Origin of the sequence: Streptococcus infantis (genome assembly GCF_047463175.1) — a bacterium.
Taxonomy (GTDB): domain Bacteria; phylum Bacillota; class Bacilli; order Lactobacillales; family Streptococcaceae; genus Streptococcus; species Streptococcus infantis_AC.
In genome coordinates, this window is sequence record NZ_JASHEJ010000001.1 from 349,154 (window position 1) to 364,753 (window position 15,600).

Below are 15,600 nucleotides of genomic sequence, written 5' to 3' on the forward strand. Positions count from 1 at the left end.
AACATTATTTTCATGAATAAAACTTTTTGTTCGGATAAAGTATCTTAAGTACAATTTTATCAAATTTTCTGAAATTTTCAACTATTTTTAGTAATATTCCCATATTTTTTATTAGGACAAATTTATATAGAAAAAAAACTCAAGATTAATCTTGAGTTTTATTTTTTTAAACTAAAACATTCATAACTGCAACGCTCACATTATCAAGAGTGTTTTCTTGGTTTGAACGACTATTTGTTACCAACATTTCTAGATTTCCAGCATTTTCATAATAGAAAGATGCACCTTTGGCATTAAATACAACCAAGAAATGTTCTTTAGTTCCCTGAATCTCATAGACAATCCAGCCACTATTTTCAATAGCTGTGTGAACAAAGACGTGACGGTATACTTCCTCGTATGTAGGATATGAAAAGGCACTAGTCTTTGTTTTAAGACCTATAATCTGACGAATAAATTCAATGCTTTCTTGACGCTCATTAATTAAGTTCCAGTCTACCTGGTTAACAGCGTCTGGAGCATTGTAACTGTTCATAGCGCGTTCGCGATCATCATGAGTCAACTCACCGTTTTCACCTGTAGGAACCAGTTTAGTACGTCCAAACTCTTGACCAAGTTCCATAAAGGAGATGCCTTGCATGAGTAGATTCATTGCAGTTGCTGTTTCTACCTTTTTCATGATACTTGCTTGGTCTTCTGTTGGATGAAGTGTTGCTAATAAATCATGCAAGTTATAGTTATCATGGGCTTCTACATAGTTGACAACCTGGTTAGGGCTTAGATAAGAGCCCAGTTCACGACTACCAAGGATAGCTTTGGCAACAATTGGTTCAGTGGCAGCACCACTTACGAAGCCTGATTTGATATCACCATAAACTTCAGCACCCTTAATCGCATTACGTTGATCATCATTGAAAAAGCCAATATTAGGTAATTGATAGGCATTGTCTTTCTTAGCCTTATCATAAGGAGCAAGACCAGTTCCCATATCCCAGCCTTCTCCATAAAGGATAATTTTAGGATCAACTTCATCCATAGCCCAACGGATCATCTGCATCGTTTTAACATCATGGATTCCCATCAAGTCAAAGCGGAAACCATCAATATTAAACTCATTCACCCAATAAAGAAGTGAATCAATCATGTACTTACGGAACATTTCGTGTTCGCTAGCAGTCTCGTTTCCTACACCAGTACCATTTTGATAACTTCCATCGCGGTTCATTCGGTAATAATAGTCTGGAACGGTTGTTTGGAATGGGGCATCAACAGTTGAAAACGTATGGTTGTATACCACATCCATGATAACGCCGATTCCAGCATCATGATAAGCTTGAATCATCGTCTTCAAATCGCGGATAACTTGACCTGGATCATTTGGATTCGTAGACATGCTGGTTTCTGGTGCATTGTAGTTTTGTGGATCATAACCCCAGTTGTAGGTCACATTTCCATCTGCATCATACTCTTTGTGACGATCAGCAATTGGTTGCAGTTGAACATAGTTAACACCAAGTTCCTTGATGTAGTCAAATGCAGTAGATTGACCGAAGTGATTGACTGTTCCAGTCTGGGCAGCACCCAAGAATGTTCCTCTTAATTCTGGAGCAACACCAGAAGTTTCAGACTTGGTCAAGTCACGAATGTGCATTTCGTAAACAACCGCTTGACAAGGATTTTCCAATCGCCAAGTTGCTTCCGTTCCATTCTTAACTTCAAAACCTTCAACCTGACGTTCTTTTTCTGAAAGAATCGCTGAACGTTTGCCATCTGGACTTGTCGCAATGGTATATGGATCTCGTGTCAATGATTGATGATGTGGAAAATTAATCTGATATTGATAGGCACGACCAGCAAGACTTTCAGGAACTGTCAAATTCCAAACGCCAATTGTATTATCCTTGTGACTATATGAATAACTGTTACCACGTTGCATTTCATAAGTCTTTAGAATAGCCGCATCATTACTTGCTGATTCATAAACTACAACTTGTACAGTTGTTGCTGTTGGCGACCAAAGTTTAAAGCTTGTTTCTTCTTCGGAAACCTGGCATCCCAACTCTCCTTGGTAACCCCAGTGGTGATCAAAACTAGCACTGTTAATCGCTTTATCAAAAGCAAATGGATTTTGATCTTTATAGTGTGGACTTGCAATGGCTGGATTTTCAGAATAATAAACTGTGTCATCTCCATCTAAAATCCAAACTTCTGTTAAGAGTGGATAATGATTGAATCGGATAGGATATTCTTTGCTTACTCCATCTTTATCAACTGTAAACACCATTTGTTCAAGAGGTGTTTCACTTGATTGGGTAAATGAAAACTTCTCTCCAAAGTATTCTTGCTCTTTGATAAACTCTACTGAATCAGCTGGCCTTTTACTAAAGTTGCAACTCTGATATGCTTCATCCTTACGATGATAATGAATAAGTACAGGATAATTGTACATAGTTCTCCCTAATTTCTAATTATTAAATTTATATAGTAACATTTCTTGATTAACTTATTCGAATAGAACCAAGAAATGATAGCTGATTATTCTAAACTGTGTATACCTTACAAACTCTCAAGCCAAGCTTCATCACGAATCTCAATTCCCAACTCTTGTGCTTTTTGGAGTTTGCTGCCTGCATCTACTCCTGCCACAACAAGGTCTGTTTTTTTTGAGACACTACCAGTAACCTTGGCTCCAAGACTTTCTAGTTTATTTTTAGCTTCTGAGCGGTTTAAACGCTCCAGCTTACCTGTCAATACGACAGTTAGACCTGATAAGGCAGCATCTGCTGCAACGACCTGTCCTTTATAGTCTAGATTAACACCTGATTCTTTTAATTCTCTTAAAAGAATTTTAGAACCTTCTGTAGCAAAATAAGTCTGTAGACTTTGAGCAATAACACTTCCGAGACTTTCGATGCTTGCTACTTCTTCAGGATTTGCTTGAGCAAGTGACTCGATTGAATGGAAATGTTGTAAGAGTAACTGACTTGCCTTGCTTCCAACATGACGAATCCCTAAACCAAACAAAAGTTTTTCAGCAGAATTTTCTTTAGAAGCTTGAATAGCCTGATAAAGCTTTTGAGCTGATTTCTCCTTGATGCCGTCTAACAAGAGAAAATCTTCAACTGTCAAACGATATATATCTGCAACATCTTTAACTAAATTGGCGGCAAATAATTTTTCTACGATTGATGGACCAAGGCCAGAAATATTCATGGCGTCACGGGATGCAAAGTGAATCAACCCTTCCTTAATCTGAGCAGGACATCGAGGATTGATACAACGAAGAGCAACCTCATCTTCAAAGTGTAACAGCTTGCTCTCACAACTTGGACAATTTGTTGGAATGTCGAGTTTTTCTTCAGATATACGCTTGGATTCTACTACACGTAAAACAGCTGGAATGATATCCCCTGCCTTATAAACAATCACTGTATCATCCTTGCGGATATCCTTTTCAGCGATATAGTCTACATTATGAAGCGTTGCACGACTAACTGTTGTACCTGCCAATTGCACCGGAGTAAGATTAGCAGTCGGAGTTACGACACCAGTTCTTCCTACTGTCCAGTCAACAGAAAGCAATTTTGCTTCTTTTTCTTCTGCAGGGAACTTATAAGCGACTGCCCACTTAGGCGCTTTAACTGTAAAACCAAGTTGCTCTTGACCAGCTAGGTCGTTGACCTTAATAACAACACCATCAATATCATAAGGCAACTGATCTCTTTCTTGACCAATTTCTTGGATAAACTGCCATACCTCATCCATGCTGTGCGCTAATAGTCGTCTAGGGTTAACCACAAAGCCTAACTGTTCCAGATGATTTAAAACCTTCTCTTGGCTGTCTCTAGTTGAAGGACTTGCTTCCTGATAGAGGAAAGTTGCAAGATTACGCTTAGCTACTACTCCAGTGTCTAACTGGCGAAGGGTTCCTGCAGCTGCATTTCGTGGATTAGCAAACTCCGACTCCCCATTTTCTTGACGAGCAAGATTGACTTGATTGAAAGAAGCTCTTGGCATATAACATTCACCACGAACAGTGATATCTAATTTCTCTGTTAAGGATAAAGGAATGTCCTTGACACGTTTGAGATTTTCTGTGATATTCTCACCGACTGAACCATCACCACGAGTAGCCCCAGCAGCAAAAATTCCTTGCTCATAAGTCAAGGAAATCGATAAACCATCAATTTTCAACTCACAGATATAAGTAACATCATCCAATTCTTTACGAACACGCGCATCAAAGGCATCGAGCTCTTCACGAGAAAAAGCATCCTGCAAACTATAGAGAGGATACTGATGACTATATTTTTCAAAACCATCTAGAATCTTACCGCCAACGCGATGGGTCGGACTATCTGGCAAGATATGCTCTGGATGAGCTTTTTCCAACTCTACCAGTTCACGATAGAGACGATCATACTCACTATCAGATACAGATGGGTTATCACTTGTATAATACTCTGTCGCATAGCGATTGAGCAACTCAACGAGCTCTTTCATTCTTTCATTCATAGAACCATTTTACCATAAAAAGGACTATAGAAACAATACAGAAGCTCTAAAAAACAAAATGAGAAGGATATTTCTATCCTTCTCACTTATTTTTATTTTTTACGATTCAAAATAGCATTCAAGATAATGGCTACAGCACTCGCAATGACAATACCATTTGAGAAGAACATTTGTAATTCTGTTGGTAGAGTATTGAAGAGGTTGCTTCCGTTTAATCCCACACCAGCAGCAATAGAAATTGCTGCAATGAGGAAGTTATGTTCATTATGTTCGAAATCCACACGAGATAAGATCTGCATCCCTTGAAGTGAAACGAAACCGAACATGACGAGCATGGCTCCACCTAGAACAGGGCTAGGAATAATCTGTGCCAAGGCACCAAACTTAGGCAAGAGACCAAGTAAGATGAGGAAACCACCAGCGTAGTAAATCGGTAAACGTGTACGAATACCTGATAATTTAACCAAACCTACGTTTTGTGAGAACCCTGTATAAGGGAAGGTATTGAAAAGTCCACCAAGTAACACAGCAAGACCTTCAGCACGATAACCATTACGGAGACGAGTGCTATCGATTGGATCTTTAGTAATATCAGAAAGGGCAAGATATACACCAGTTGATTCTACCATTGATACTGTAGCGATAATACACATCATTACAATAGAAGAAATCTCAAATTGTGGAGCACCAAAGTAGAATGGAGTTGGGATATGAACAAGTGGAGCTTCTGCTACTGGAGAGAAATCGACCAAGCCCATAGTCGCAGCGATGATAGTACCTGCAATCAAACCAATCAAAATAGAAATTGACTTAATAAATCCTTTTGTAAAGATATTAACCAAGAGAATGATAAGAATAGTGATTGTTGCTAACGCTAAACTTTGTCCCGTTGGTTTTTCGACGTTATTTCCCATATTTCCGATAGCTACTGGAATCAAGGTCAATCCGATTGTTGTAATGACAGAACCCGTTACGATTGAAGGGAACAGATTAGCAATCTTAGAAAATACGCCTGCTACAAGAACGACATAAATACCAGAAGCAATCAAGGCACCAAACATAGCACCACTACCGTGACTTTGTCCAATCATAATAAGTGGAGCAACAGACTGAAAGGCCACACCCAGAACAACCGGTAAACCGACACCGAAATATTTATTTAATTGTAACTGCAATAGAGTTGCAACACCACACATAAAGATATCTGTAGAGATAAGGTATGTCAGTTGTTGAGGTGAGTAACCTAGGGCACCTGCAATCATGATTGGTACCAGGATTGAACCTGAGTACATGGCAAGTAAGTGTTGCAAGCCCAATACGGCCGCTTTTGAGTGGTTTTCTTTTTGATTCATTAGATGTCTGCCTCCTTGAAGATAACTCTTCCATTTTCAAAACGCTCTAAACGAGCAAGTGATACGACCTGATGACCTGATTTTTCTAACAGTTCACGACCATCTTGGAAAGATTTTTCAATCACAATCCCGACGGCCTCGACTGTAGCACCAGCTTGTTCGATAATCTGAATCAAACCATTAGCTGCTTGACCATTAGCTAAGAAATCATCAATAATTAATACTTTATCTCCTGGAGATAAGAACTTCCCTGCAATGGATACGGTACTAGTAACTTGTTTAGTGAAAGAAAATACTTCTGCAGTTAAAATTCCTTCATTCATGGTAATATTTTTTGCCTTCTTAGCAAAAATCATAGGTACATCTAATTGTTCTGCAACATATAGAGCTGGAGCAATTCCTGATGCTTCAATGGTTACGACTTTGGTAATACCTGCATTTTTAAAATATTCTGCAAAGGTGCGACCAATCTCGCGCATTAAGGAAAAATCCACTTGGTGAGTCAAGAATGAATCCACCTTAAGAATATTCTCACCTAGAATATTCCCATCTTTTAAAATACGTTCCTCTAGTAATTTCACAATAACCTCCGAAATAAAAAGGGACTTACATAGTAAGCCCCTTAGAAAGATTGAAACAGATATCCCTGCTTCTTTTATCTCTCTTCGACTTACTCATTGTTAGGTATTTACGGTACCTTGTAGAAACGCCACGCCAATTCGCAGCATAAATAAGTAATCATATTTTTAGTGAGCATCTCCATTCCAGATAGAGTTCTTCACAATCACATAATCTACATGTCTAAGATCAGCTACCTTTCGACCTCCAGCATAAGAAATCGAACTTTGCAAATCTTGTTCCATTTCAGTAAGGGTATCTTGTAAATGTCCTTTGGCAGGAAGAAGAATTTTCTTACCTTCGACATTCTTATAGGCACCTTTTTGGTATTCTGAAGCGGAACCATAGTATTCTTTAAATTGTTTACCATCAACTTCGACAGTTTTACCAGGGCTTTCGATATGGCCTGCAAATAAAGAACCAATCATAACCATACTTGCACCAAAGCGGATTGACTTGGCAATATCTCCGTGTGTACGGATACCACCATCGGCAATAATCGGTTTACGCGCAGCCTTAGCACACCAGCGAAGAGCAGCTAACTGCCAACCACCAGTACCAAAACCAGTTTTAACCTTAGTAATACAAACTTTACCTGGACCGATTCCGACCTTAGTAGCGTCAGCTCCAGCATTTTCAAGTTCACGAACTGCCTCGGGAGTACCAACGTTACCAGCGATGACAAAGGTATCTGGAAATTCTTTCTTAATGTGCTGAATCATTGAAATCACACTGTCGGCATGTCCATGAGCGATATCAATAGTGATGTACTCTGGAGCATCTTCCTTTAATTGACTAACAAAATCATATTCGTAATCTTTAACACCAACAGAGATAGAAGCAATCAACCCTTTTTCATGCATGCGTTTCACAAAAGGAATGCGCCCAGCTTCATCGAAGCGATGCATGATATAGAAATAACCACCTTTTGCAAGTTGTTCTGCAACATCTTCATCCAAGATAGTTTGCATATTTGAAGGAACAACTGGTAATTTAAAGGTGTACTTCCCTAGTGTCACTTGTGTGTCAGCCTCTGCTCGACTTTGAAGAACACACTTATTAGGAATTAGCTGAATATCTTCATAGTCAAAAATCGGAAATTCGTTTAACATTTCGATGTCTCGTTTCTTTTATAATGACCTACCTATGCTTGCGCATCACTACGCCTTTTCCGACGTTTCCTTTAAAGATTATAAACTAAGGTAAAGTTTTTGTCAATTATTTTGAAACCTAAAATTTATAACGTTCGGATTTTACTCGTAATTTCACAAAAAATAGAGAGTTTATAGACTCTCTAATTTTGTTTTATATTAATAATACTCACCCTGACGGTAGTCCCATGAGTTAAAGGTGTCTGACAGATGCATCATGATTTTATCAATGTCAAGTCCTTTACGAATCACAACTGGTGCTGGTGAGATTGAACGTTCTCCTCCTTGTTCTGGAATAAGCTTGCCGGCTTTATCAACCATAGATACCATCACACCTTGCTCGTAGCGAGTTTCGATTGTTTTGTCTGGTTGGATTGAAGCAACATAGTCGTCTGCTTCGATGACAAGGTCCACTGATCCTTCGATACGCTCCCCAATTCCCTCAACCTTACCACGATTTCCTTTTCCAGATGGGTTGGCTGATGAAGCGTAGACCATTTTCCCTTCTTCCCAAAGTTTGGCAGCTAATTGTTCACCAGCTTTACCAAACTTGATGACAAAACAGCTCGTTCCACGAACGTCAGTCATGAGTTCTTCACGTCCATCACCGTATGCTTTTAATTTTTCAAAAGCTTCTGGTTTCCAAGGAAGAATACAACCAAGGAGAATATCTTCGTCCCAATGTTTTTGATAGAAGGCTTCGATTTCAGGATTTAGCTGTGCTAAAGCGCGTAGTTCGTCCATGCTACCACAGAGGACAACACCTGGTTTGTTACGGTTACGTTCTTTGGCTTCAAACTTACGCTCAAGTCCTGCCTTGTCACTAGTCATGATAATGTAACCGACTTTAGTAGGACAAACGATACATCCGCCCTCACCTTTTAAAATTTCATAGCCTTCTTGTGAAAGTGTTCCGTTCCATTGAATGTGTTTTGTCATAGTTCTATTTCCTTTTCTATTTTTTCTAATCCTGCCAATAGGCTGGGCGTTGTTTTTCATAAGCAGCAATCAAGTCTTCATACTGCAAAGTAATACCGATATCATCTAAACCATTTAAGAGCTTGTGTTTCCATTCGCTATCAATTTCGAAAGTGAATTCTCCGACTAGTGAGATGATTTTCTGTTTTTCCAAGTCCACAGTTACCTGATCGCTTGGTTTCAATTGGGCTAGCTTTTCTCTAACCTCCCTAGGCTGAACAATAGGCAACATGCCATTATTGAGCTCATTATTGTAATGAATATCTCCAAAAGAACCTGCAATTACGACTTTAAAACCATAGTCTGCTAGCGCCCAAGCTGCGTGTTCCCTCGAAGAACCAGCTCCAAAGTTATCTCCCGTGACGAGGATAGTAGCTTTGCGATATTCAGGTCGGTTAAAGACAAAATCTGGATTTTCAGTGTACTTATCGTCCAGATAACGCCAAGCATACATGAGGTATTTGCCAAAACCTTTCTTGTCAATCAACTTCAGAAACTGTTTGGGAAGAATTTGGTCGGTATCGATATTGTCATTCATCAGAGGAACGGTTGTTCCTGTATAAACTGTAAATTTCTCCATATCCTCTCCTTACTGGGCTTCTGGCATTTGCCGTACATCTACGAAACGTCCTGCGATTGCTGCCGCAGCTGCCATGGCTGGACTACAGAGATGAGTCTTAGCACCAAAGCCCTGCCGATCCTCAAAGTTACGGTTGCTAGTTGAGGCACAATGAACACCATCTGGTACTTTATCAGGATTCATTCCTAGACACATAGAACACCCTGGATCTCTCCATTCGAAGCCAGCATCTAGGAATACCTTGTCCAAACCTAACTTCTCAGCAGCTCGCTTGACAGGTCGAGAACCAGGTACCACGATAGCCGTCAAATTTGGTGCAATCTTCTTCCCTTCGACAAATCGAGCTGCCAGTTGCAAATCACTGAGACGAGCGTTGGTACAAGAACCGATAAAGACATAACCTAGTTGGATATCTGCTGGTTTTTGACCTGGTTGCAAAGACATGTAATGATAGGCTCGTTCATCATTCATATCCTTAATTTCTGGGAACCTAGAATCAAAGTCAACACCCATAGCTGGATTAGTACCCCAAGTCACCATAGGAGCCAATTCTGAGACATCCAAACGAATAACCTTATCATAAACTGCATCTTCATCACTAACCAGTCTTTTCCAATCAGCTACTGCTGCAGCAAAATCCGTGGGAACACACTCTCGACCCTTCAAATAATCATAAGTCCTCTGATCTGGATTCATAATTCCCATTTTGGAACCAAATTCTATGGACATATTGCAGATAGTCATTCGCTCTTCCATGCTAAGTGCATCAATGGCCTGACCTCGATACTCCACCACGTAACCAACACCACAAGCAACACCGTATTTGGCAATCAAGGCTAGAATGAAATCTTTGGCATAAACCCCTTTTTGAGGAACTCCTGTGAATTCCACCAACATTTTTTTGGGTTTAACCTGCCAAATGGTTTGGGTTGCAAAGACATGTTCGACCTCACTGGTTCCAATACCGAAGGCAATCGCTCCAAAAGCTCCGTGGGTAGCTGTATGGCTATCTCCACAGACGATAAATTTTCCTGGTTGTGTTCTTCCTGTTTCAGGTCCAACCATATGAACAATACCTTGTTTTTCCGAACCGTGGGCAGCATGTTCGATTCCAAATTCCTCAACATTTTCTGCTAACTTATCAATCTGAGCTTTGGAGATTACATCTCGAATATCATATATATTGACCGTCGGGACATTGTGGTCAAAGGTACCAAATGTTAAATCTGGTCGTCTCAATATACGTCCTGCATCTCGCAATCCTTGAAAAGCTTGAGGACTGGTCACCTCGTGAATATAGTGCTGATCTACATACATGAGTTGAGGCTGTCCTTCTTCTCCTGTAATCACATGGAGGTCCCATAATTTATCAAAAATCGATTTTCCTGCCATCCATTACCTCCATATCAAATACAAAGCTACTAGTGTAGTCACTATTCCTAGGAACCAAACCGTTTTAAAATACCATTTTCTAGTCTTGTGATGAAAGGTAACACCTGCCAACCAAGCACCAAAACCACCACACAAGAATGCAAATGATAATAAATATTTTTCAGGGATGCGCCAAGCACCTCTTTTTACTTTTGATTTATCAATACCATAAATCATAAATACCAATAGATTCCAAATCAAAATAGCAAAAGTAATTCCTTGATTTATCTTCATAATCTTTCAATGATGGCTTCCGTCATTTCCTTGGTCGAAGCCTGTCCTCCTATATCTCTCGTTAAAATTCCGGTAGCTAAAGTTGCTTCAACTGCATCTTCAATACGCTTAGCATCCTCATATCGCCCAAAACTATCTTGCAACATCATAGAAACTGATAAAATCATAGAAATAGGGTTGGCGATTCCTAGGCCTGCTATATCAGGCGCCGAACCATGAATGGGTTCATAGAGACTTGGTCCATTCTCAGAGTGACTGGCTGATGGCATAACACCAAGTGTACCAGATAGAACACTTGATTCGTCTGAGAGGATATCTCCGAAAAGATTCTCTGTCACGATAACATCAAACTTGGCTGGATTAATAATCATGATCATAGCAGCTGAGTCGACTAGCTGGTGTTCCAAGGTTACGTCGGGATAATCTTTTGCGACTTCCTCAGCCACTCTTCGCCAAAGTTTTGATGTTGCCAAAACATTTTGCTTATCAATACTGGTAAGGATTTTTCTCCGACTTCTTGCGATTTCAAAAGCCTTACGAATAATCCGCTCTACTTCCTCATAACTATAATCATTGATATCACGCGCTTTTCGGTCTTCAAGGATATGATCACCAAAGTAAATCCCACCTGTCAACTCACGTACTACAACAAAGTCAACTCCCGCAATTCGTTCAGGTTTGAGAGGCGATAAGTGCTTAAGACTATCAAAAATTTTAACTGGACGAATATTGGCATAAAGATTAAGTTCCTTGCGGAGTGCCAAAAGCCCTTGTTCGGGTCGAACTGTAGCATTATCATACTGAGGACTACCGATAGCCGCTAGGAGGATAGCGTCCGCTTCTCTAGCAGCCTTAAGAGTTGCTTCTGGTAAAGGATGTCCTGCTGCATCAATTCCTGCACCACCAAAAGGTTGTCTGACTATCTCAAAATCAAAGTTTGTTTTTTGGGCTATAGATGCTAGAACTTCTAAACCAGCTTCCATGATTTCTGGTCCAATCCCATCACCTGCTAGGGCAACAATTTTCTTTGTCATGGTATTCTCCTTTAAAGACTAGGCATGTCGCGATAGGAAACATTTGGACCTATCTCTCCGGTATTCTCTTTTTGAACAAAAGTATTAGCATTAATGTAAGCAATAGCTGAAGCCTTCAACACATCGAAATCAATTCCGGCTGCGTTAAATATTGTTTCTGTTTCTCTATTTTCAACAGTAACCAAGACCCTTGCCTGAGCGTCTATACCATCCGTTACTGCATCTATGGTGTAGGATACCAGGCGAACAGATTGATTAAAGAACTTGTCAACAGCGTTAAAGATAGCCTCAACAGAACCTTGTCCAGTCGCATTAAAGTCGACTTTCTCACCATCCAAATTAGCCAATCTGACAGTCGCTTTAATTTCATTTTCCGCATGAGTTTGAAGTTGTAAATCATCAAAGTGAAAGCCTTCTGGGTTTTCAATCATGGTTCCAGCTACCAGAGCACGAATATCCGCGTCTGTGACTTCTTGTTTCTTATCTGCAAGTGATTTGAATTTGTCAAAGAGTGGCTTGATATCCTCTTCTGTGAAGTCTAAGGCCAGTTCTCTCAGTTTTTCTACAAAGGCATGGCGACCAGATAATTTTCCAAGCGGAAGACTATTACTCTTTACACCCACCAATTCTGGTGTAATAATTTCATAGGTAAGTGGGTTTTTAAGAACTCCGTCTTGGTGAATACCTGATTCATGAGAGAAGGCATTTCCACCGACAACTGCCTTATTTTTAGGAACTGGAATCCCTGAGAAGCGAGAGACCATTTCAGAAGTATTGATGGTTTCGTTTAGGACGATACTTGTCTCTGCTTGGTAATAATCTTGGCGAATATTGAGAGCTACTGCTATTTCTTCTAGAGCAGCATTCCCAGCTCGTTCTCCAATACCGTTAATGGTTCCCTCGACACGTCCTGCACCATTCTTAACAGCAGCGAGGCTATTTGCTACTGCCATTCCGAGGTCATCATGACAGTGAGGAGAATAGATAATCTGACGATTGGTTTGTACATTGTCAATCAGATATTTAAAGATACTTCCGTATTCCTCTGGAGTTGTAAAACCTACTGTATCAGGAATATTGATATAAGTCGCACCCGCATCGACCGCAGTTTGAACGACTTGTAGGAGAAAGTCCAGCTCAGTTCTAGTAGCATCTTCTGGAGAGAATTCTACTACTTCAAACTTACTCCGTGCATAGGAAACATGTTCACTGATCGCTTCCAAAATCTCTTCCTTACTCTTATTGAGCTTATACTTACGGTGAATCGGACTGGTAGCGATAAAGACGTGAATCTGAGGATACTTTGCATCTTTAAGTGCTTCATAGCAAGCGTCAATGTCTGATTTAACAGAACGAGCTAAGCCTGTCACGGCTGTTTTTTTCATAGCCTTAGCAATTTCTTGGACAGCTGTAAATGAATCTGGACTAGCAGCTGGAAAACCAGCTTCGATTGCTGAAATTCCCCATTTCTCAAGCTGTTTTGCTATAGCAACCTTTTCCTTTATTGAAAAATTGACACCTGGTGTCTGCTCACCATCTCGGAGACTGGTATCTAAAAACTCAACTACACGCATGAGAATGCTCCCTTCACATTTTCGATATAGAAAAAACATCTCGCTCGGAGTTCCAAGCGAGATGTTGATTTACTCCCGCTTGGTAAGCCAAACAGGACTAATGCTTTTGCACTAGTCCGAGTACCTCAACAACAAAGCAAATTGATTAAACTTAGCTGTTTTCATGTTTGGCTTTCTCCTTTGTTTGATGTCTTGTTTAGTATTCTAGCATAGGAAAAATCACTTGTCAAGAAAAAATCCAATATTTTCTGAAAATTTCTTCAATAAAGAATATTTTGCGAATTGAAAGTATTTGAAAACTCAAATATGTTTATTTATTTCTTAGAAGTCAAAAACCAACTTCTCTCAAACAATTCAAGGACCTTTTCGTCAGTTAGAGTGTCATCGAGTGGAAGACTAATCCAATAGCGTTTATTCATATGAAAGGCTGGATAAATTCCCATTTGTGAAAGCAAGTCAGCTACTTGGTCGTGTTTGAGGTTGACTACTTCCACTAGCCCTTCTCTCCCCTTATCTAGCCTATCCCAAGAAATTCTCATTAAAATAGCATACCACTTTTGATTATCTTCATGGCGCAAAACAGCCGTATCAGGCGATTTCTCCCATAGATATTCCAGCTGATTGCCATACTTTTCTTGAACAAACGCCATGATTCTCTTGGTCTGTGAACAGAGAAATTCCTGTACCTCAAAACAAGCCTTTCGAATGCCATAAAGAACTTCTAAACATGCCTCTCGAACGCTTCCGACAAAAGTACCTCTCATACTTTCCATATAAACTTGAGGATAAAGGTCACCAGTTTCTTGGTCATAAACTTGAAAACTTAAGTCCCCATCCTCAACTGTAATCTTCATAAGAAAATCACCCTGCAAGATAGTCGAACTATAGGTCCATACACCTTGATTTTCTACAAATCCATACTCTTTAGCCTTTTTACTATTAAACTGATAGGCCTTAAAAATTTCAAACATAAGCGAAAACTGCTACCAAAAGCTAGCAGTTCCTTTCTATTTTTTAAAAGACAACCTTTGTTCCATGTAATTGTGTCACGCCCAGTTGATCGATAAAGGTTTGACGGTTGTCCATGTCAATCCCCCCACCAGGTAAAATTTCAATTTTTCCTGCAGCGCGTTCTAAAATTCTGTGGTAGTGAGCAAAGCGTTTCTCTAAAGAGTCGCCAGATACACCAGCTCGAGTGAGGATACGTGTTACACCAGCCTGGTTGAGCCAATCAATGGCTTCCAACTGTTCTTCATCGCTCAAATCATCGAAAGCCATATGGAAGACAATCTCCATACCTTTAGATGCAGCAATCAACTTTTCAAGGTTAGCCTTATCCAACTTCTTATCTGCTGTTAAGGCACCAAAGACAACCCCTTGGCTACCTGCTTGAGCAGTTAGACGAATATCCTCGAGCATAATAGAAATCTCGAGGTCATTGTAAACAAAGTCACCACCACGTGGACGAATCATTGTCATGATAGTTGTATCGTAGTTTGATGCAAGTTCAACAGCTGCCTTGGTTACTCCGTAGCTTGGTGTCGTTCCACCAACTGCTAAATTATCACAGAGCTCAATACGGCGAGCTCCAGCTTGCATAGCCTTTTCAAGTAAGGTTACATTTTCAGCACAAAATTCGTAAATCATTTGATACTCCTTGAAGGTTTCTTTAATATTATTATATCATATTGTTTTAAGTAACCCCTACTTTTTATCAAGGAAAATCATTACTTTTTTAGCTATTCTTTATCTGGTATTACCTTAAAGAGATAATAGGTTATAAATACTGTTAAGCAGCCTAAAGCAATTTTTACAGGTAAGAGCGGAGCAAAATAAATGGAGATTCCCATCAAAATATAAATCGATACGATAATCTTCTTCTTTCGTTCACGCGCAATAGACTTAGTTTCTCTAAAGTCCGCCACGTAAGTCTGATAAAGTTTGGTATGATAGAGCCAATCTTCAAAACGTTTAGAAGATTTTGAAAAACAAGCAATTGACAACAAGAGAAAGGGTGTTGTCGGTAATAGCGGCAAGGCAACTCCAACGATTGCTAAAGCTAAAGAAATGAATCCAATGCAAAGATAAATAATGCGCATATCTGCTCCTAAGTAAGAATAATCTTCTTCTAGT

14 protein-coding genes and 1 riboswitch are annotated in these 15,600 nt (G+C 39.7%); all 14 genes read right to left on the bottom strand.

Features of this window, described 5'->3' with window-relative positions:
- Positions 1 to 166: 166 nt before the first annotated feature.
- Positions 167 to 2,449 (bottom strand): type I pullulanase, encoded by a 2,283-nt coding sequence (gene pulA / locus QM859_RS01780; RefSeq protein ID WP_414261921.1) that lies wholly within the window; start codon positions 2,447 to 2,449, stop codon positions 167 to 169.
- Between the two features lie 107 nt (positions 2,450 to 2,556).
- Complete coding sequence (ligA, locus tag QM859_RS01785) at positions 2,557 to 4,515, bottom strand: NAD-dependent DNA ligase LigA (RefSeq protein WP_414261922.1); 1,959 nt, start codon at positions 4,513 to 4,515, stop codon at positions 2,557 to 2,559.
- 92 nt (positions 4,516 to 4,607) lie between these two features.
- Positions 4,608 to 5,867 (bottom strand): nucleobase:cation symporter-2 family protein, encoded by a 1,260-nt coding sequence (locus QM859_RS01790; RefSeq protein ID WP_373074512.1) that lies wholly within the window; start codon positions 5,865 to 5,867, stop codon positions 4,608 to 4,610.
- A complete protein-coding gene (locus QM859_RS01795) occupies positions 5,867 to 6,448 on the bottom strand; it encodes a xanthine phosphoribosyltransferase (RefSeq protein WP_414261923.1) in 582 nt (193 codons plus the stop codon). Before QM859_RS01795 ends, QM859_RS01790 begins: the two co-directional genes overlap by 1 nt.
- 76 nt (positions 6,449 to 6,524) lie before the next feature.
- Positions 6,525 to 6,621: riboswitch (purine riboswitch) on the bottom strand.
- Positions 6,614 to 7,597 (bottom strand): GMP reductase, encoded by a 984-nt coding sequence (guaC, locus tag QM859_RS01800; protein ID WP_414261924.1) that lies wholly within the window; start codon positions 7,595 to 7,597, stop codon positions 6,614 to 6,616. It overlaps the preceding riboswitch by 8 nt.
- Positions 7,598 to 7,795: 198 nt before the next feature.
- Entirely contained in the window at positions 7,796 to 8,575 is a 780-nt protein-coding gene (locus QM859_RS01805; protein WP_414261926.1) for an L-threonylcarbamoyladenylate synthase, read from the bottom strand.
- Positions 8,576 to 8,600: 25 nt separating this feature from the next.
- Positions 8,601 to 9,194, bottom strand: a complete 594-nt coding sequence (leuD, locus tag QM859_RS01810; RefSeq protein WP_414261927.1) for a 3-isopropylmalate dehydratase small subunit — start codon at positions 9,192 to 9,194, stop codon at positions 8,601 to 8,603.
- A 9-nt stretch (positions 9,195 to 9,203) separates the two neighbouring features.
- A complete protein-coding gene (gene leuC / locus QM859_RS01815; protein ID WP_414261929.1) occupies positions 9,204 to 10,586 on the bottom strand; it encodes a 3-isopropylmalate dehydratase large subunit in 1,383 nt (460 codons plus the stop codon).
- Between the two features lie 3 nt (positions 10,587 to 10,589).
- Positions 10,590 to 10,859 (bottom strand): DUF1294 domain-containing protein, encoded by a 270-nt coding sequence (locus QM859_RS01820; RefSeq protein ID WP_414261930.1) that lies wholly within the window; start codon positions 10,857 to 10,859, stop codon positions 10,590 to 10,592.
- A complete protein-coding gene (leuB, locus tag QM859_RS01825) occupies positions 10,856 to 11,893 on the bottom strand; it encodes a 3-isopropylmalate dehydrogenase (RefSeq protein WP_414261931.1) in 1,038 nt (345 codons plus the stop codon). The genes QM859_RS01820 and leuB overlap by 4 nt, the downstream gene beginning before the upstream one ends.
- 11 nt (positions 11,894 to 11,904) lie before the next feature.
- Positions 11,905 to 13,467: a 2-isopropylmalate synthase gene (locus tag QM859_RS01830; RefSeq protein WP_414261933.1), complete on the bottom strand. Its 1,563-nt coding sequence runs from the start codon at positions 13,465 to 13,467 to the stop codon at positions 11,905 to 11,907.
- A 314-nt stretch (positions 13,468 to 13,781) separates the two neighbouring features.
- Positions 13,782 to 14,438 (bottom strand): MmcQ/YjbR family DNA-binding protein, encoded by a 657-nt coding sequence (locus QM859_RS01835; RefSeq protein ID WP_414261934.1) that lies wholly within the window; start codon positions 14,436 to 14,438, stop codon positions 13,782 to 13,784.
- Between the two features lie 43 nt (positions 14,439 to 14,481).
- Complete coding sequence (locus QM859_RS01840) at positions 14,482 to 15,114, bottom strand: copper homeostasis protein CutC (RefSeq protein ID WP_414261935.1); 633 nt, start codon at positions 15,112 to 15,114, stop codon at positions 14,482 to 14,484.
- 92 nt (positions 15,115 to 15,206) lie between these two features.
- Entirely contained in the window at positions 15,207 to 15,566 is a 360-nt protein-coding gene (locus QM859_RS01845; RefSeq protein WP_006148621.1) for a YbaN family protein, read from the bottom strand.
- Positions 15,567 to 15,600: the final 34 nt, after the last annotated feature.